Raw genomic sequence first — 15,806 nt, forward strand, 5'->3', positions numbered from 1 at the left:
GCCCACCCCGGGCTCGCCCGCGACCGGACGTGAAGCCGTGAGGGCAGCCGGAGGTGCCCGATAGGGAAGGGACCGCAACTGCCCTTCGGGCACGGAGTCCTGTACATCAGTACGACCGAAAGCCCTTCTTCGCTGGTCGGCCGCGCGGGAACAATCGCTCTCGTTTCCCCGATCAAGGATCAAGTCCCCGGTCAAGGGTCAAGGAGAGTGGCATGCCGTCGTACCTGTCCCCGGGCGTCTACGTCGAAGAGGTGGAATCCGGGTCACGGCCGATCGAGGGGGTCGGGACCTCCGTCGCCGCCTTCATCGGTTTCGCGCGGAAGGGCCCGTTCAACGAGCCGACGCTGATCACCAACTGGACGCAGTTCACCACCGTGTTCGGTGACTTCGTCGAGGGGACCTATCTCGCCTCGTCCGTCTACGGGTACTTCGCCAACGGCGGCGGGATCTGTTACGTCATCCGCATCGGCGGCGAGGCCGGGGATCAGAGCGACGCAAGTACGGGAGCCGCGGCGGAAGTTGCCGCGGGGCCTACGGCGCAGCTCGGGCCGTACGTCGTCAAGATGCTGCCCGGTGTCACCGGGCAGGTCACCGTCGAGGTCGCCGACCCCGAGGGCGAGGATCCGCCCCAGGACGTCTTCTCGCTGGTCGTGAAGCGGGACGGGGTGGTCGCCGAGACGTATCCGTCCGTGACCACCAAGCGCAGCAAGGACAATGTGGCCACCCAGGTCAGGGCCCGCTCCCAGCTCATCCGGCTGGAGGAGTCCGGCAAGGGGGCCGCGCCCGCGCGTCCCGACGCGCAGTCGGTGACGCTGGCCGCGGCGCCCGCGGCCGGGTCGGACGCGGGGGCCGTCGCGGTGCCCGCCACCCTGTCGACGGATGCGTACGTCGGTGACCCCGACCGGCGCACCGGATTCGGCGGTCTGGAGGCCGTCGAAGAGGTCACGATGGTGGCCGTGCCCGACCTGATGAGCGCCTTCCAGCGTGGGGCGTTGGACCTCGAGACGGTTATCTCGGTGCAGCGCGGGCTGATCACCCACTGCGAGGCGATGGGCGACCGGATCGCCATTCTCGATCCCCCGCCGGGCCTGAGTCCCCGTCAGATCAAGTCCTGGCGCGAGGAGACGACCGGGTTCGACACCAAGTACGCGACGCTGTACTACCCGTGGATCAAGGTGTTCGACCCGGCCGTGGGCCGCGACGCCTTCGTACCGCCGAGCGGGCATGTCGCGGGCGTCTGGGCGCGCAACGACGAGACGCGCGGAGTGCACAAGGCGCCGGCGAACGAAGTGCTGCGCGGCGCGGTCGGGTTGCAGACGCAGATCACCAAGGGCGAGCACGACCTCCTCAACCCGGTCGGGCTCAACTGCATCCGCGCGTTCCCCGGTCGCGGCATCCGGGTATGGGGCGCGCGCACGCTCGCTGACGACCCGTCATGGCGCTACCTCAACGTGCGACGGCTCTTCAACTACCTGGAGGAGTCGATCCTCGCGGGCACCCAGTGGGTGGTCTTCGAGCCCAACGACGACGCGCTGTGGGCCCGTATCCGGCGCACCATCTCGGCGTTCCTGGTCAACGAGTGGCGCAAGGGCGCCCTGTTCGGGCTGACTCCGGACGAGGCCTTCTATGTGAAGTGCGACCGCGAGACCAACCCTCCGGAGTCCATCGAGGCGGGTCAGGTCATCTGTGAGGTCGGCGTGGCACCGGTCAAGCCCGCGGAGTTCGTGGTGTTCCGGCTCGCGCAGCTCTCGGCCGGGTCGGGCGGGGTCGACGAGTGACGGTGAGTGCCGCGAGAGCCCTTGCGGCGAACGGATTCGACGAACGGATTGTAGGAGGCTTGCATGCCGCTCCCCGAGCTCGACAGTTCCGTGGGACATTCCTTCGGCCTTGAGTTCGACAGCGTCCTCATCAAGCAGATCACCGAGGTCAGCGGTCTGAAGATGGAGCAGGACGTCATCGAGTTGAAGCAGAACACGGCCGACGGCAAGTACGCGATCAAGAAGCTGCCGGGTCGCCCCAAGGCCGGTGAGGTCACCGTCACCCGTGGTCTGACCGAGGACAACAGCTTCGAACGGTGGATCAAGGACTCCCGGTTCGGGAAGATGGTCAACGCCCGCCGCAACGGCTCGATCATCGTCTACGACTACGAGGGCCTCCCGATCAAGCGCTACAAGCTGATCAACGCATGGCCCAAGTCGCTGGAGATCAGCACCCTCAAGGCGGGGGACACCTCCGTGCTGACGGAGAAGCTGTCGATCACGTACGAAAGCGTGGAACTCGACTGATGCGGCGTGCGATCGCGGCGTCCGCGCAGACCGGCACGGACACGGACCACGGCGGGTCGGTAGACACGCTGCGCACCGAGTTCCCCTTCGAGTTGCCGCGCGGATACGTGGACGACTCGGGGACGGTGCACCGCAGCGGGGTCATGCGGCTGGCGACCGCCCGCGACGAACTGGTGCCACTGCGGGACGACCGGGTCCGGGAGAACTCCGCCTATCTGTCCGTGGTGTTGATCTCGCGGGTGATCGTGCGCCTCGGTGCGATCGAGGACGTCCACCCCGGCGTTGTCGAGGACCTGTTCGCCTCCGACCTCGCCTTCCTCCAGGACTTCTACCGTCGGATCAACGCCGAGGGGCACACCCGCGCCGCGGTCACCTGCCCGTCGTGCCAGGAGAACTTCGCGGTGGATCTGTCCGGTGGTGGTCGCCTGGGGGAATCATGACGTACGCGACCGACCGCATCCATGAGGAAGTCGCGTACCTCGCCTACCACTTCCACTGGTCCCTCGACCAGATCCTCGACCTCGAACACCCGGACCGGCTGCGGTATGTGCAGTACATCGCCCGGCTGAACGAGCGGTGACGCCGATGGGATGGCTGTCCTGGTTCACCGGCGGGCACGGACGCGGGCGCGATGACGGTGCGCAGAGCACGTCGGAGGCGACCGACCCGCCCGTGCGCGCGGCTGGTTGGCGGGACGTGCCGCCGTTGCAACGTACGGTGGGCGCCCCCGATCTGGTGACCGATCCGGCGAAGTTCCAGGGTTCTCTGGGCACTTGGCAGGACGCGTCGTTCTTCACCCCGCTCGGCCATCTGGTGAGCCCGCAGGCACCGTCGGGCCTGGGCCATGGGCTCGTGGCCCCGAGCGCGTCGCCCGGGGTGCCGACGGTGAGCCGTGAGGTGGGCCCGGAGAGTACGGGGGCAGTGCGTGGGCGGCAGGCGAGCGGCGGGGCGCCGCTTTCGGTCGTTCCGTTGCAACGGGCCGTGGATGCTGGGGAGTTCAGCGGTCAGCCCGCCGTACCCGATGTCGTACGTGACGACGCACGTGACGTCCCGGAGACGACGGCCGCTCCGCTGATTTCGGCCCCGCCTGCGGACATGCCCCTGCGCCAGTTGGAGCGGGTGCCGGTCGAAGGTCCGGGGCCCGGTACGCCTACGGACGCACTTCCGGCGGCCGCACCTCCTCTCCCGGCCGCGCCTTCATCGTCCGCCGCGCCGCCGCTCCAGCGGGCCACGGAGACCGTACGTCCGCACGGCTTCGGTCTGGGGGAGCCGTTGACCGCGCTGCCGCCCACCGCCCAGCGGACGCCCGCCGCGAGCAGCGGTGGCCCCCTGCCGCCGGACGCGCCCGAGCCCGTACCGCCCGCGGAAGCGCCGTCCCGGCCACTGCTCGCCGACGATCCGCTCGTCGTACGTACCGGGGACACCGGCCCGGTACCCGAGCCGAAGCCACAGCCCGGGGTCGCCGCCCCGCCCGTGCCGATCCAGCGGGCCACCGCCGCCGGAACGCCGATCGCGGCAGAACCGGCCCCGGCGGCAGGGCCGTTGATGCCGCTCCTAGCGCAGCGGTCGGTGCCGCTCTTCTCCAGGGCGGAGCCCTCGGGGAGCACGCCAGAGGCTACGGCCGAACCGCGTGTCGTACCGCTTCGGTGGTCGTCCCCGTCCGATGACGGCCCAGCCGCATCCTCAACGACGACTCCAGCCGCGGAGGACCGTACCCCGGTGCCGTCCGCCCAGCGTGCCGTCACCTCGCCGCCCGCTCCCGCACCGGCCACTCCCCCACCGGTCCCCACACGGGCACCCGGCCCTCTCACCTCCACGTCCCGCGCGAGGCCGGACGCCGGTACGGTCGCCGTCGCCGCCGGGGTGGCCCAGCGCATGGCCGACGGCTCGGTGGTGTTCGGCCCACCGGGCCCACCGTCGACAGCTCCCGTATCACCTGTGCCACCCGTATCGCCCCCGGCGACCGTGCGCCCCGTGCCGTCGTACGGTCCGTCGCCGACCCCGATGCCACTCCCCCCGCCCGTCCAGCGACTCCCCTTCGCCCCGTCGTCCAGGGTCGTCCAGCGTGACGCGGCTGCTTCCGACCCGCCTCCCCCGGACCCTCCCGAGCCGCCCGACCCGCCCGAACCGCCGAGTCCGTCCCCCGAGCCCGTCCCGGAGGAGCCCGACCCCGCCCCCTCCGCCGCCGACGGGTCGGCACCGGCCCCGGCGTCCGGTGCCTCCGGAAGCCACCCGCCCAAGGTGGACGACGAGCTGGTCCGCGCCCTGTTCGCGCCGCTCAGCCGACTGCTCAAGGCGGAGCTGCGGCTGGACCGGGAGCGGGCGGGTCATCTGATCGACACCCGGCACTGACGCGTGCGGAGAGAGGGGGTACGGCATGTCCGTGACCGATGAACCGGCGGTCAGCGTGTGCTTCGTCGTCACCGTGGACGGCATCGAGTTGGGCTCGTTCAACACCTGTGAGGGCCTCGGCTGCGAGGTGGTGCTCGAACAGCGCGAGGAGGGCGGCAACAACGGGCATCTGTGGCAGTTGCCCACCCGGCTGAAGTACCCGAACATCAAGCTGTCCAGGCCGCTGACCCGGGACACCGAGAAGGTGGCCAAGTGGTTCGCGAGCATGACCACCGGGATCAAGCGCAGGACGGCACACATCGAGGCGCGTACCGGTGACGGGCGCAAGGTGGCGCAGTGGGGGCTGCTGGAGGTGGTGCCGGTGCGGTGGTCAGGGCCGTCGTTCAACCCGGAGTCGCCCAAGGTCGCGACGGAGACCATCGAGATCGCTCATCACGGCTATGTGATGGAGGGCTGAGCCGTGAGTTCACCGGTGGCGTTCAGCGCGGCGGGCACGGGGCGCGGTGCCGTCCAAGGGGGCGGCGCCCGGCCGAAGTTGGAGCACGCGTACCTGGAGCTGCGTACTCCGCCGCCGGGTGGCGGGCTGACGCCGGGCGCGGCGTGCGGGCGGATCGACTTCCAGTTCAACCCGAAGGAGTTGTCGCTGGCCAAGTCGGCGGCCTGGCAGCGGACTCCGGCCAAGGGGGCGAAGAGCGCGGGGCCGCCCGAGTACCAGGGGCCGCAGCCCAGCAAGCTCACGGTGGAGATGTTCTTCGACGCGAGCGACACACACGACACCAGCGTGGTGACCGCGGTGGAGAAGCTGTTCACGTGCTGTGTGCCGACGAGTGAGACACGGCAGCGGCAGCGGGCGTCGCCGCCGTGGGTGGTCTTCCACTGGGGCGGGCTCACCGGCTTCCCCGGATACGTCAGTCAAGTCCAGGCGAAGTACACCCTGTTCACCACCTCGGGCGTGCCGATCCGGGCGGTGTGCCAGGTGACGATGGAGGAGATCACCGGGGAGACGCCGGGGCAGAACCCGACGTCGGGAGCGTTGCACGCGCGCCGGGTGCACCGGGTGCGCGCCGGGGACACGTTGGCGTCGTTGGCCTGGCGTGAGTACGGCGATCCGGCGGCCTGGCGGACGATCGCGGAGGCGAACGGGATCGATGATCCGATGCGCCTGCCCGAGGGACGGGAACTGCTGCTTCCCGCGTTGGACGAGGTCAGGCACGACGGCGGTGGCGGTGGCAACGGCCATGGACACGACGGGGGGCGGTGAGGCCGGTCATGGTCAGTCAGAGTGTCGCCAAGACCCTGGTCGTGGAGTTCGACGGCCGTCCGCTGTCGCCCGCCCAGGCGAACACCCTCGTCGAGGGGTATGTGGACGACAGTCGTACGTTGCCGGACCTGTTCGTGCTGCGCTTCCGTGATCCGAGCCGGGTGCTGCTGGAGCAGACAGGGGTACGGATCGGGACCCGGGTGCGGCTGCTGGCCGCCGCCGGTGGTGGCCCCTCGCCGCGTCCGCTGTTCACCGGGAGTGTGACGGCGCTGGAGGTGGAGATCGACGATATGGGCACCTTCACGGTGGTGCGGGGCCTGGACGAGTCGTACCGCCTCTTCCGCGGCCGTCGGGTGGCCGGCTACCAGAACATGACGCTCGCCGACATCTGTGTGCAGGTGGCGCGGCGGGCGGGGTTGAAGCCCGGCACGATGGAGGTGGCGGGCCCGGTCCTGGAGCATGTGGCCCAACCGAACATCAGTGACTGGGAGTTCCTGCGCGCACTCGTCGAAGAGGCGGGTGCCCAGCTCCATGTGACGGATGGTCAGCTCCATGTCGTGAAGCCCACGGGGGCGAGTGCCGCGCCGGACACGTCCGCGCGGGCCGACCGTGATCCGCTGGTCCTGGAGATGGGCGCCAACCTGTTGCGCTGCCGGGCCGGGGTGTCGGCCGCCGAGCAGGTGTCGGCGGTCGAGGTGCGGGGGTGGGACGTACGGGCCAAGCAGCCGTTGATCGGCCGGGCCGACGCGGGTGAGGCGGCGACGCTGGAGCTGGGGGTGACGGCAGCCGAGGTGGCGCGGCCGTTCGGCGACGCGGACTTCGTGGTGTCGGACGCGCCGTACGACAACCAGGCGCGGGTGGATCAGGCGGCGAAGTCGCTCGCGGCGCGGATCGCCGGGTCGTTCGCAGAGTTGGAGGCGGTGATCCGGGGCAATCCGGAGGTGCGGGCGGGCGGCGCGGTCACGCTGGCCGGGGTGGGCGCGCCCTTCGAGGGGCGGTACACGGTGACGTCCTCGCGGCATGTGTTCGATCCGCTGCGTGGCTATGAGACCTGGGTGACGGTCTCGGGGCAGCAGGAGCGTTCGCTGTACGGGCTCACCGGCGGTGGCTCGGGGAGCAACGGTGGTGCGGCCGGGCGGTGTTCGGGGCTGGCGAACGGCACGGTGACGGACACCAAGGACCCGGAGGGGCTCGGCCGGGTGAAGGTGCGGTTCCCGTGGCTGTCCGACGAGTACGCGAGCGACTGGGCGCGGACGGCGCAGTCGGGTGGGACCGGTGGTGGGGAGGCGTTCATCCCCGAGGTCGGGGACGAGGTGCTGGTCGGGTTCGAACAGGGCCGTCTGGACCGCCCGTACGTGCTCGCCGGGCTCCACAACGGGCAGGACAAGCCGGGGCAGGGCGGTGGTCCGGCGCAGGCCGGTGGTGCGGGTGGCGCCGGGGACGGTCAGGAGACCGCGGCCGTCGACCCGACGAGCGGGGCCGTCAACAAGCGCGCGTTCGGTTCGAAGGGCGGCAACAAGCTGGAGTTGCTGGACGCGGCGAACGGCCCGCAGGGCGTGCGGCTGGTGACGGGCGACGGCAAGCTGAAGATCGACCTCGACCGCAAGGGCACCACCATCGTGGTGCACAGCGACGGCACGGTGGAGATCGAGGCGAAGGAGCAGGTCTCGATCAAGGCGGGCAGCGGGGTCGCACTGGACGCGGGCGAGGGCACCTTGGAGTTGACCGGTGACGCCGTGAAGCTCACCTCTCGCACCGGGGTCCAGGTGGACGGCGGCAGCGGTGAGGTGAAGCTGTCCACGGACGGCGCTGTGGAGGTGCGCGGCAACCGGGTGGCGGTGGGCAGCACCACCCGCACCGAACTCAAGGGCGGCAGCACGCTGACCGTCAACGCGCCGCTCGTACGCATCAATTGAACGGCAGCTCAAGCTACGGCACGACAGGGAACGGGTCAGGACCAGTCAGGGGGCAGAGCACATGCCAGCAGCCGCACGCGTCGGCGATCCCACCGGGCATCCGGGGGTGATCGGCCCGCCCGGAGAGCGCACGGTGCTGATCGGCGGGCAGCCCGCGGCGACGGTGGGCACCGCGCACCAGTGCTCCTCGCCCGCCGCACACGGCCCGTCCACCCTTGCCCCGCCCGGCAGTTCGAGTGTGCTCATCGGTGGCCGACCGGCCGCCCGGGTCGGCGACACGGCGGGCTGTGGTGCGCCGATCACGTCCGGGTGCCCGAGCGTGCAGATCGGAGGCTGACGGCATGGGCCGCCAATTCATCGGCGCGGGCTGGGCGTTCCCCCCGCGGACGGACGCCACCGGCAGTATCGCGCTGGTCCGGGACGAGCGGGAGATAGCGGAGTCGATCCGGCTGATCCTGGCCACCTCGCCCGGCGAGCGGCCGATGCGCCCGGAGTTCGGATGCGCGCTCGGCGACTACGTGTTCGCGCCCGCCGACGCGGGCACGGCCGGTCAACTCGCCTACGAGGTACGGCTCGCGCTGGAACGGTGGGAGCCGCGTATCGAGGTGGCCGATGTCTCCGTACGATTCGACGACGCGGACGACGGGGTGCTCTACATCGACATCGGGTACGCGGTGCGCGGCACCAACGATCCGCGCAACCTGGTCTTCCCGTTCTATGTGATCCCGGACAACGAGGGGTCCGTATGACACTCCCCAGCCCGAACCTGGACGACCGGCGCTTCCAGCAACTGGTGGACGAGGCCAAGCGGTTGGTGCAGCAGCGCTGCCCCGAGTGGACCGACCACAACGTCTCCGATCCGGGTGTCACGCTGATCGAGGCGTTCGCCACCATGGTCGATCAGCTCGTGTACCGGCTGAACCGGGTGCCGGACAAGAACTACCTGGCCTTCCTTGATCTCATCGGGGTGCGGTTGTATCCGCCGACGGCCGCGCGGACCGATGCCACGTTCTGGCTCTCCGCGCCGCAGCCCGACACCGTGCGGATCGCGGCCGGGACCGAGGTGGCCACCGTGCGCACCGAGACCGAGGAGGCGGTGGTGTTCACCACCGGCCGGGATCTGTCGGTCGTGCCGTGCGCGCTGTCCCATCTCGCCACCTGGCCGTCTACCGGCAACGCCGCTGATCGCTCACAGGAGTTGGCCCTCGGCCGCGATGTGCCGTGCTTCAACGCCGCGCCCGCGCCCGGGGATTGCCTGTACGTCGGACTGTCCGGGCCGGTGCCCGGCTGTGCGGTGGTCCTGCGGCTGGACTGCCGGGTGGACGGGGTCGGGGTCGATCCGCGCCGCCCGCCGCTGCTGTGGGAGGCGTGGGACGGCACCGGCTGGGTGGTGTGCGAGGTCGAGAAGGACGACACGGGCGGGTTCAACAAGGCCGGTGAGGTGATCCTGCATGTGCCCGGCGGGCACACCGCCTCGGTGGTGGCCGGGCACTCCGGCGGCTGGCTGCGCTGCCGTCTGGTCGAGGCCGCACCGGACCAGCCCACCTATGTGGCCTCCCCGACGGTCCGCGCGGCGAGCGCGTTCACCATCGGCGGCACGGTGGAGGCCGCGCACGCCGAGACCGTCGTGGAGGAGATCCTCGGTCTGTCGGAGGGGGTGGCCGGGCAGGCGTTCGGGGTGGCCCGGCCGCCGGTGGTGGCGGGCGAGGAGCCGTTCGTGGTGGAGGTGGCGGAGGGGCACGGGTGGGTGGAGTGGACGCGGGTGGACGACTTCGCGCACTCCACGCCGTACGGCCGCCACTTCACCCTGGACCCCAACTCCGGGCAGGTGGACTTCGGACCCGCCGTACGGGAGTCCGACGGCACCCTGCGGCTGTACGGCGCGGTGCCACCGAAGAGCGCCGCGGTGCGGGTGCGGTCCTACCGTACGGGCGGGGGGCGGCGGGGCAATGTGGCGCGGGGCGCGCTGCGGGTGCTGCGCAGCTCGCTGCCGTTCGTGGCGCGGGTGGAGAACCGGCGTCCTGCGCTCGGCGGGGTGGACGGCGAGACGGTGGAGAACGCGCGGGTGCGCGGGCCGATGACGCTGCGCACCCTGCACCGGGCGGTGGTGCCGCGCGACTACGAGCTGCTGGCGCGCGAGGTGGCACCGGACGCCGCGCGAGTGGCGTGTGTCCCGGCGGGTCTGTCGGGGGACGACGAGACTTCCGAACAGGCCGGTGGCGTACGGCTGTTGGTGGTACCGGCAGGTCGTGATGACGAGCAGGGCCGGATCCGGTTCCAGGAGCTGATCCCGCCGCGGGACACGCTCGCGATGATCGCGTCGTATCTGGACGAGCGGCGCCCGATCGGCACCCGGCTGGTCGTGGAGCCGCCCTACTACCAGGGGGTGACCGTGGTCGCCTCGGTGGTGGCGGGCCGCGGGACGGCGGCCGACCGGCTGCGCGAGGCGGCGCTGGCGGCCCTGTACGGCTACTTCAATCCGCTGACGGGCGGGCCGCGGGGCGAGGGCTGGCCGTTCGGGCGGCCGGTGCACTCCGGGGAGGTGTTCGCGGTGCTGCAACGCGTGCCCGGTGTCGATCTCGTCGAGGACGTACGGCTGTTCCCGGCGGACCCGGTCACCGGGCGGCGCGGTGAGGCCGCCACGAAGATCGAACTCGACCGGCACGCACTGGTGTTCAGCTATGAACACCAGTTGCGCGTGAGGGAGGCCTGAGTGCGCGCAACACTTCCGGGGCTGCCGACGCCGCACCCGCTGCTGCGTCAACTCCCCGCCGTCTACCAGGATCAGCCCTTCGTCCAAGGGTTCCTGAGCGCGCTGGACGAGGTGTTGGCGCCGGTGCTGCTCACCCTGGACAACCTGCCCGCGCATCTGGATCCGCGCACCGCGCCCGAGGATCTGCTGGCGTGGCTGGCGGAGTGGGTGGCGGCGGAGGTGGACGGGGAGCGGCCGGTCGAGCGGCGCCGGGCGGTGGTGGCCGGTGCGGTGGCCCGGCACCGGCAGCGGGGCACCCTGGCCGGGCTGGCCGCGGCGATCCGGGTGGAGACGGGCCTCGAACCGGAGATCAGCGAGAGCGGCGCCACGTCCTGGTCCGCCGATCCGGGGTCGGCGCTGCCCGGTGCGGCGCGGCCCTGGGTGCGGGTACGGGTGCGGGTGGCGGACGCGGAGGCCGTGGTGCCGACCCGGGCGCGGCTGGAGCGGCTGGTGGCGGCCGAGGTGCCCGCGCAGGTGGGGTACGCGGTGGAGGTCGTGGCGGCGGACGGGGCGGGTGCGTGATGATCTGCCCCGACTGCGGCCATCGCAATACGCCCGGCACCCGCTTCTGCGCGTCCTGCCAGGCGTTCCTGGCGTGGGAGGACGAGGAGCGGGGCGAGCCGCCGACTCCCGAGACGGGCCCGACGACTCCGCCACGACCCGCGTCTCCGCCACAGTCGCTGCCGCGGCCCGCGTCTCCGCCACGGTCGCCGTCGCGGCCCGCATCCCCGACACCGCGCACACCGCGGCCCGACACTCCCCCGCCGTCGGCACCGGGGCCCGCCACTCCGCCGCCATCGACGCCTCGGCCCGCATCCCCGCCGCCGTCGACACCGGGGCCCGGCTCGCCCCCATCGTCGGCACCTCGGCCCGCCACTCCCTCACCGTCGACACCGACACCCGCTTCTCCGCCACCACCGCCCCCTTCACGGCCTCCGTCGCCCCCGTCTCCGTCGCGACGCGCGCCCTCGGCCGACGCCTCGGCGCCACCCCCGGCGGCCGTGCGGACCGCACCGACGCCGCCCGCAGTCGCACCCCGGCGCCCTGACGAACCCCCGCACCACCCCTCAGGCCCCGGCCCGGACCACCCCACCGGACCGCCCGTGGACCCACCGCCCCGCCCGGAGGATCCGCCGCACCGCCCCGAGCGCCCCTGCCCGAGCTGCCGTGCCATGAACCCGTACGAGCGGCGGTTGTGCGTACGCTGCGGGACGCTGCTCGACCCCGCGCGGGCCCCCGGCGAGGCGCCCCGGCCGCCCTGGTGGCGTCGGCTTCTGCCGCGCCGCGAACGGCAGCCGCTGGCGGCCGGGACCCGGCCCAAGCGCCGGGCGTGGCGCCGACCGCGCCTGACGCTGCCGTGGCTCCTGCTCGTCCTCCTCGTCGCGGCGTGGTTCGGCCGTGCGCAGCTCACCGACCTGTTCTCCTTCGCGGAGAGCAGTACCGGTGACCCGAAGCCGGTGCACCCCGCGCAGGTGCGCGCCTCCAGCCAGGCGCCGTCGCACCGCGCGCAGGCGGCCTTCGACGGCTTCAACAACCGCTACTGGGCACCGGCCGACCCCGGCCGTGGCACGGGGCAGTATCTGGAGGCCGACTTCGAGCGTCCGGTGCGGCTGCGCGAACTCCTGATCACGTCCGGGAGTTCGACGAAGTCCGACGAGTTCCTGGGCCAGGCGCGGCCGTCGAAGATCACGGTCACCCTCGTCTCCTCGGAGGGCGAGCGCACCAGCAAGGTCCTGAACCTCAGCGACGCGCCCGGCCAGCAGAGCTTCACGGTGCGAGGGTCGGATGTCACGCGGGTACGGCTGACCGTGGACGCCGCCTACGGCGTCCGCGCGGACCGCCGGGTGGCCGTCGCCGAGGTGGAGTTCTTCGGGCGCCAGTGACCGCGGGCGCCGGTGTACGCGGACGCCGACGACGCCTCCCTGCGTGAGGATGGCAGGGAGGAGCGGAGCGATCGATGGCACGGATGTTCGTCAAGGGTGACGACGTGGTCGTCCGCCTGTCGTGGTGGGAGAAGGCGGCGGCGCGCCGCTTCGGCGTGCGCGTGCCGCTGACGGCGGTGTGCCGGGTGGTCGTGGAACCCGACTGGTGGCGTGCGCTGCGCGGCGACCCCGGGCGAGGCGTGTGGCTGCCCTGTGCCCTGAGCATCGGTACGCGTGCGCATCAAGGCGGGCAGGACTTCGTGGCGGTGCGGCCCGGCAGACCCGTGGTCTACGTCGAGACCCGGCCCCCCGCGCCCTTCCGTGCCGTCGCCGTCTCCGTACCGACGAGCCCGCGCGCCGAGGCCTCGGCGCGGGCGATCCGCGGGACCGCGCCGAGGATCGACACCTCCACGCCGTGGCGGCAGCCGCTTCCCGTACCCGAGGAGGAACCCGTCGGGGACGGACCGCCCGAGCTGGAGTGAGCCGCGACAGGCCCTGGCTCGGTCCCGGCGTCACCGTGCGCAGCCGACGTCCAGTACCTCGATCACGTCCTCGTGAATGATGTACACGAGCCAGCACCACTCGCCGAAGGCCGCGGCCAGGTCCGCCGGTATCTGGGCCTCCGGGTCCTCGGCCACCGCGTCGATGAGCTTGATGATCTCCTCGTGCACGTCGTCCGGGACGTCGACCAGCACGTCGGCGGCGCGTTGGATCAGTTCGACTTTCACGTCGCCCCCCGGTGAGGGAAGGAGCACCACCGCCGGGACGGAGCCGCTGTGCGCCGCGCCGGTCTGTGGCTGACTAGGACCAGAATCCACCCGGACCCGAGGGATCCACCACTCGATCAGCAGCGGTGACCTCTCTCCGCCCGGTCCCGCGCCACCTGCGTGGACGGGCCGGGGAGCGGGCGGCTCGCCGGGCGATCTTCCGGAACGTTCCGCAGGATGGGTTCGGTCACCCGGCCACGGGCGAGGGACGGCGGGCCGCCCTTCCTCGTACGCGGCCGCGGTGCCGTACCCGACCCACCAGGAGCAGCTCATGGCAGCGATGACGGATGTCCTGATACCGGCGTTGGAGGACGCCCGTGAGGCCCACGCGGCGGTCGTCGACCGCTTCCGGACGGATGCGACCATCACCCCGCCGGGCGTCCGGCGGCAACGGCTCGAACGCCAGGTGGCCGAGGCTCGGGACCACCTCGAACGGATCGAGGACCGGGTCCGGGAGATACGCCCGGCCCGCGGACTGTTCTCCACCGCCGCGCGGTTGACGCGGTCCATGACCCGCGGTGCCGTGCGGGCGGCCGTGCTGCCCCTGAGGGCGGGGGCGGCGGTCGTGACGGAGACGGCGCACGGCCGTCGGCCCGCGGACGAGCGTCGGCTGCTGAAGAACACCGAGGAGGCGTACGCCGTCGCGGCCCGTGCGCTGGCCACCTGTCAGGTGGGCAAGAACATCGCGGAACAGTTCCACGACCGGGAGACCGCCGAGCTGCTGTCCGTGCTGTGCCGCCAGGACGAGCAGATGCTGGAGACCCTCGAGGAGGATCTCGCCCGCCGGGCCATGGCCGTGGCGACGGCCACCGACGGCCACCGTTCCCCGCGGCCCGGAGCCACCGACCGCCGCAGGCTGCTGTACCTGGTCAGGCGCAGGGTGCGGGTGGCCATGTCCCGCCTGCGGTCCGCGTTCCGCAGAGGCACCAGGCGCGCGCGGTACCAGGCCGAGGGCGCTCTGCGCGACGTACCCGATGTCACCCGCTTGGCAGAGCGGGCCCGTGACAGGGATCTGCCGATCCCCGGCTTCGGTCAGCTCGGCCTCACGGAGATCCAGCAGCGGCTGCGCGGCCTGTCCCAGACCGAGCTGACGGTGATCGAGGGCTACGAGCGCTCCCACGCGGGCCGTGCCGGAGTGTTGCAGGCCATCAGGCATCTTCGCGAGGACGAGCCCTGGGCCGGATACGACACGATGGGGCCGGAGCGCGTCAAGACGCATCTGCGCAACGTCTCCGACCGTGTGGTGCGGCAGGTACTGGAGTACGAGCGGCACCACCGGCAGCGCGACACGGTGATCAACGCGGCCAAGAGCGCGCTCGGCACCAAGTCCGCGACCGCGCAGGACGGCGCCACCAGCAGCGCCGGCGCGTGATCTCCGGGGCGCGGCCGCGCGCCCGGTACGAGGGCGCGGGCACGCGTGGCCCGCGCCCTCGTACCGCCCCTCGTACGACACCGCGCCCCGACTTCGCCCCTCTTTCCCCTTAACGGGCGGTTTACCGGCCTTGTCCTTGCTCGCGGTTCCGCCGCTGTGGCGTCCTCGTGAGCAGACGATCCCGCTGAACCTCCCCTGTCCCGGGTGGCACGTCCGCCCGGGACGTCCGGGGAGGAGAAGGAGTCCATGGCATGCGCCGTTTCCGCTCGTTCACCCTCGCCGCTGTCGCACTGGCCGCCGCCTTCGGAGGCGTCCCCGTCGCGGCCTCGGCCGCGACGCCCGCGCCCACGGTCCACCGGGCCGCCTTCAGTTGCACCCCGGGGTACTTCTGCATCTACAGCGACTACAACGGCGGAGGGGCCCGCTGTCAGTGGCGGCAGGCCAGCAAGGCGAACACCGCCGACGACTGCTCCTTCATCCGGAGCAACAGGAACGTCCGCTCGCTGTGGAACGGAACCGGGCACCGGATCCAGTACTACACGGGCACCAACTTCAACCACCGCGTCGGTTCCACCCCGGCCGGCCACGGCGGCAACCTCCAGGGCAACTACCAGATCCGGTCCTTCCGGCCGCAGTAGGCAGCCGCGCGCGAGCGACCGCGCCGTACCCCTGTGGACTCTGCGCGTGTCCACAGGGGTACGGCGGTGGTGTACGGGCTCAGCTACCGGGGACGTGCGCCAGGTCCATGTCGGTGGCGGTGACCCAGTCCGGCTCGGCCACCAGCAGGCTGAGCTGCTGCTGCCCGAGGTCCACGTCGACGACATGGCGGAAGCCGGCGCGCGCCGCCGCCGCGAGGCCGTCGTGGTCCCCCTCCGCGACGGCGTGGACGACTCTGCGGCAGTGCGGATCCGCCGCGCCGATCGCGTCCACCAGGTCCCGGAGCAGCGCGGCCCGCGCGTCGCCGTCCGGGCAGCCGCCGTCGATCCGCACCTCCAGGTCGCGGGCTCCGGCCGGGTACGCGTCCCGGAGCCGCCCGGCCGCGCAGCGTTCCACCTGGACACCGACGTCGGCGCCCGGCCCGGACAGGCGCAGTCGGCCCGTGAAGCGCGTCCAGGACTCCACCGTGGCCGTCCGGGCGCCCGGGACGGGCAGCGCGGGCAGGGCGGGAACCGCGAACAC

General features: G+C 72.2%; 19 protein-coding genes. 17 read left to right on the forward strand and 2 right to left on the reverse strand.

Annotated elements, in window-relative coordinates; translation table 11 throughout:
* Positions 1-212 precede the first annotated feature (212 nt).
* The 15 genes from ACZ60T_RS04695 to ACZ60T_RS04765 all read left to right on the forward strand — a co-directional run bounded on the left by ACZ60T_RS04695 (position 213) and on the right by ACZ60T_RS04765 (position 12,970).
* Positions 213-1,778: a phage tail sheath family protein gene (locus ACZ60T_RS04695; RefSeq protein WP_469664394.1), complete on the forward strand. Its 1,566-nt coding sequence runs from the start codon at positions 213-215 to the stop codon at positions 1,776-1,778.
* Positions 1,779-1,841: 63 nt separating this feature from the next.
* Positions 1,842-2,285, forward strand: coding sequence for a phage tail protein (locus ACZ60T_RS04700; protein ID WP_252424216.1), 444 nt, complete (start codon positions 1,842-1,844; stop codon positions 2,283-2,285).
* Complete coding sequence (locus ACZ60T_RS04705) at positions 2,285-2,725, forward strand: hypothetical protein (RefSeq protein ID WP_469664396.1); 441 nt, start codon at positions 2,285-2,287, stop codon at positions 2,723-2,725. Before ACZ60T_RS04700 ends, ACZ60T_RS04705 begins: the two co-directional genes overlap by 1 nt.
* The gene (locus ACZ60T_RS04710; protein ID WP_469664397.1) at positions 2,722-2,865 is read left to right on the forward strand and encodes a DUF6760 family protein; all 144 of its coding nucleotides are present in this window, start codon (positions 2,722-2,724) and stop codon (positions 2,863-2,865) included. Before ACZ60T_RS04705 ends, ACZ60T_RS04710 begins: the two co-directional genes overlap by 4 nt.
* A gap of 5 nt (positions 2,866-2,870) precedes the next feature.
* Entirely contained in the window at positions 2,871-4,637 is a 1,767-nt protein-coding gene (locus tag ACZ60T_RS04715) for a hypothetical protein (protein ID WP_469664399.1), read from the forward strand.
* Between the two features lie 25 nt (positions 4,638-4,662).
* The gene (locus tag ACZ60T_RS04720; RefSeq protein WP_365629313.1) at positions 4,663-5,094 is read left to right on the forward strand and encodes a phage tail protein; all 432 of its coding nucleotides are present in this window, start codon (positions 4,663-4,665) and stop codon (positions 5,092-5,094) included.
* 3 nt (positions 5,095-5,097) lie between these two features.
* On the forward strand, positions 5,098-5,898 hold the full coding sequence (locus ACZ60T_RS04725) for a CIS tube protein (protein ID WP_365629316.1): 801 nt from the start codon (positions 5,098-5,100) through the stop codon (positions 5,896-5,898).
* Between the two features lie 8 nt (positions 5,899-5,906).
* A complete protein-coding gene (locus ACZ60T_RS04730; RefSeq protein WP_469664401.1) occupies positions 5,907-7,814 on the forward strand; it encodes a VgrG-related protein in 1,908 nt (635 codons plus the stop codon).
* Positions 7,815-7,875: 61 nt separating this feature from the next.
* The gene (locus ACZ60T_RS04735; protein ID WP_365629322.1) at positions 7,876-8,151 is read left to right on the forward strand and encodes a PAAR domain-containing protein; all 276 of its coding nucleotides are present in this window, start codon (positions 7,876-7,878) and stop codon (positions 8,149-8,151) included.
* Between the two features lie 4 nt (positions 8,152-8,155).
* Complete coding sequence (locus tag ACZ60T_RS04740; protein ID WP_365629325.1) at positions 8,156-8,563, forward strand: GPW/gp25 family protein; 408 nt, start codon at positions 8,156-8,158, stop codon at positions 8,561-8,563.
* The gene (locus tag ACZ60T_RS04745) at positions 8,560-10,527 is read left to right on the forward strand and encodes a putative baseplate assembly protein (RefSeq protein WP_469664404.1); all 1,968 of its coding nucleotides are present in this window, start codon (positions 8,560-8,562) and stop codon (positions 10,525-10,527) included. Before ACZ60T_RS04740 ends, ACZ60T_RS04745 begins: the two co-directional genes overlap by 4 nt.
* Complete coding sequence (locus tag ACZ60T_RS04750; RefSeq protein WP_469664406.1) at positions 10,528-11,088, forward strand: phage tail protein; 561 nt, start codon at positions 10,528-10,530, stop codon at positions 11,086-11,088.
* Positions 11,089-11,161: 73 nt separating this feature from the next.
* Positions 11,162-11,614 carry a hypothetical protein gene (locus ACZ60T_RS04755; protein ID WP_469664408.1) on the forward strand — a complete coding sequence of 151 codons (453 nt, stop codon included), beginning with the start codon at positions 11,162-11,164 and terminating at the stop codon, positions 11,612-11,614.
* A gap of 124 nt (positions 11,615-11,738) precedes the next feature.
* Positions 11,739-12,449 (forward strand): discoidin domain-containing protein, encoded by a 711-nt coding sequence (locus ACZ60T_RS04760; protein ID WP_365629337.1) that lies wholly within the window; start codon positions 11,739-11,741, stop codon positions 12,447-12,449.
* Between the two features lie 74 nt (positions 12,450-12,523).
* Positions 12,524-12,970, forward strand: a complete 447-nt coding sequence (locus tag ACZ60T_RS04765) for a hypothetical protein (protein WP_469664410.1) — start codon at positions 12,524-12,526, stop codon at positions 12,968-12,970.
* A gap of 30 nt (positions 12,971-13,000) precedes the next feature.
* Here ACZ60T_RS04765 and ACZ60T_RS04770 read toward each other — a convergent pair whose 3' ends face one another.
* Complete coding sequence (locus tag ACZ60T_RS04770; RefSeq protein ID WP_252424202.1) at positions 13,001-13,216, reverse strand: hypothetical protein; 216 nt, start codon at positions 13,214-13,216, stop codon at positions 13,001-13,003.
* Between the two features lie 310 nt (positions 13,217-13,526).
* On the opposite strand from ACZ60T_RS04770, the gene ACZ60T_RS04775 reads away from it, so the two are divergent.
* Both ACZ60T_RS04775 and ACZ60T_RS04780 read left to right on the forward strand, forming a co-directional pair.
* The gene (locus ACZ60T_RS04775) at positions 13,527-14,627 is read left to right on the forward strand and encodes a hypothetical protein (protein WP_469664412.1); all 1,101 of its coding nucleotides are present in this window, start codon (positions 13,527-13,529) and stop codon (positions 14,625-14,627) included.
* A 251-nt stretch (positions 14,628-14,878) separates the two neighbouring features.
* The gene (locus ACZ60T_RS04780) at positions 14,879-15,265 is read left to right on the forward strand and encodes a peptidase inhibitor family I36 protein (RefSeq protein ID WP_365629347.1); all 387 of its coding nucleotides are present in this window, start codon (positions 14,879-14,881) and stop codon (positions 15,263-15,265) included.
* A 79-nt stretch (positions 15,266-15,344) separates the two neighbouring features.
* On the opposite strand, the gene ACZ60T_RS04785 is transcribed toward ACZ60T_RS04780, so the two are convergent.
* On the reverse strand, positions 15,345-15,806 hold the full coding sequence (locus tag ACZ60T_RS04785; protein ID WP_469664414.1) for a hypothetical protein: 462 nt from the start codon (positions 15,804-15,806) through the stop codon (positions 15,345-15,347).

The sequence above is a fragment of the Streptomyces sp. NPDC104371 genome (assembly GCF_055583785.1).

Coding starts and splice junctions, on each gene's coding strand:
- ACZ60T_RS04710 (WP_469664397.1), top strand. CDS start 2,722: ATGACGTACGCGACCGACCGCATCCATGAGGAAGTCGCGTACCTCGCC.
- ACZ60T_RS04705 (WP_469664396.1), top strand. CDS start 2,285: ATGCGGCGTGCGATCGCGGCGTCCGCGCAGACCGGCACGGACACGGAC.
- ACZ60T_RS04720 (WP_365629313.1), top strand. CDS start 4,663: ATGTCCGTGACCGATGAACCGGCGGTCAGCGTGTGCTTCGTCGTCACC.
- ACZ60T_RS04760 (WP_365629337.1), top strand. CDS start 11,739: ATGAACCCGTACGAGCGGCGGTTGTGCGTACGCTGCGGGACGCTGCTC.
- ACZ60T_RS04730 (WP_469664401.1), top strand. CDS start 5,907: ATGGTCAGTCAGAGTGTCGCCAAGACCCTGGTCGTGGAGTTCGACGGC.
- ACZ60T_RS04735 (WP_365629322.1), top strand. CDS start 7,876: ATGCCAGCAGCCGCACGCGTCGGCGATCCCACCGGGCATCCGGGGGTG.
- ACZ60T_RS04780 (WP_365629347.1), top strand. CDS start 14,879: ATGCGCCGTTTCCGCTCGTTCACCCTCGCCGCTGTCGCACTGGCCGCC.
- ACZ60T_RS04740 (WP_365629325.1), top strand. CDS start 8,156: ATGGGCCGCCAATTCATCGGCGCGGGCTGGGCGTTCCCCCCGCGGACG.
- ACZ60T_RS04765 (WP_469664410.1), top strand. CDS start 12,524: ATGGCACGGATGTTCGTCAAGGGTGACGACGTGGTCGTCCGCCTGTCG.
- ACZ60T_RS04775 (WP_469664412.1), top strand. CDS start 13,527: ATGGCAGCGATGACGGATGTCCTGATACCGGCGTTGGAGGACGCCCGT.
- ACZ60T_RS04715 (WP_469664399.1), top strand. CDS start 2,871: ATGGGATGGCTGTCCTGGTTCACCGGCGGGCACGGACGCGGGCGCGAT.
- ACZ60T_RS04695 (WP_469664394.1), top strand. CDS start 213: ATGCCGTCGTACCTGTCCCCGGGCGTCTACGTCGAAGAGGTGGAATCC.
- ACZ60T_RS04700 (WP_252424216.1), top strand. CDS start 1,842: ATGCCGCTCCCCGAGCTCGACAGTTCCGTGGGACATTCCTTCGGCCTT.
- ACZ60T_RS04745 (WP_469664404.1), top strand. CDS start 8,560: ATGACACTCCCCAGCCCGAACCTGGACGACCGGCGCTTCCAGCAACTG.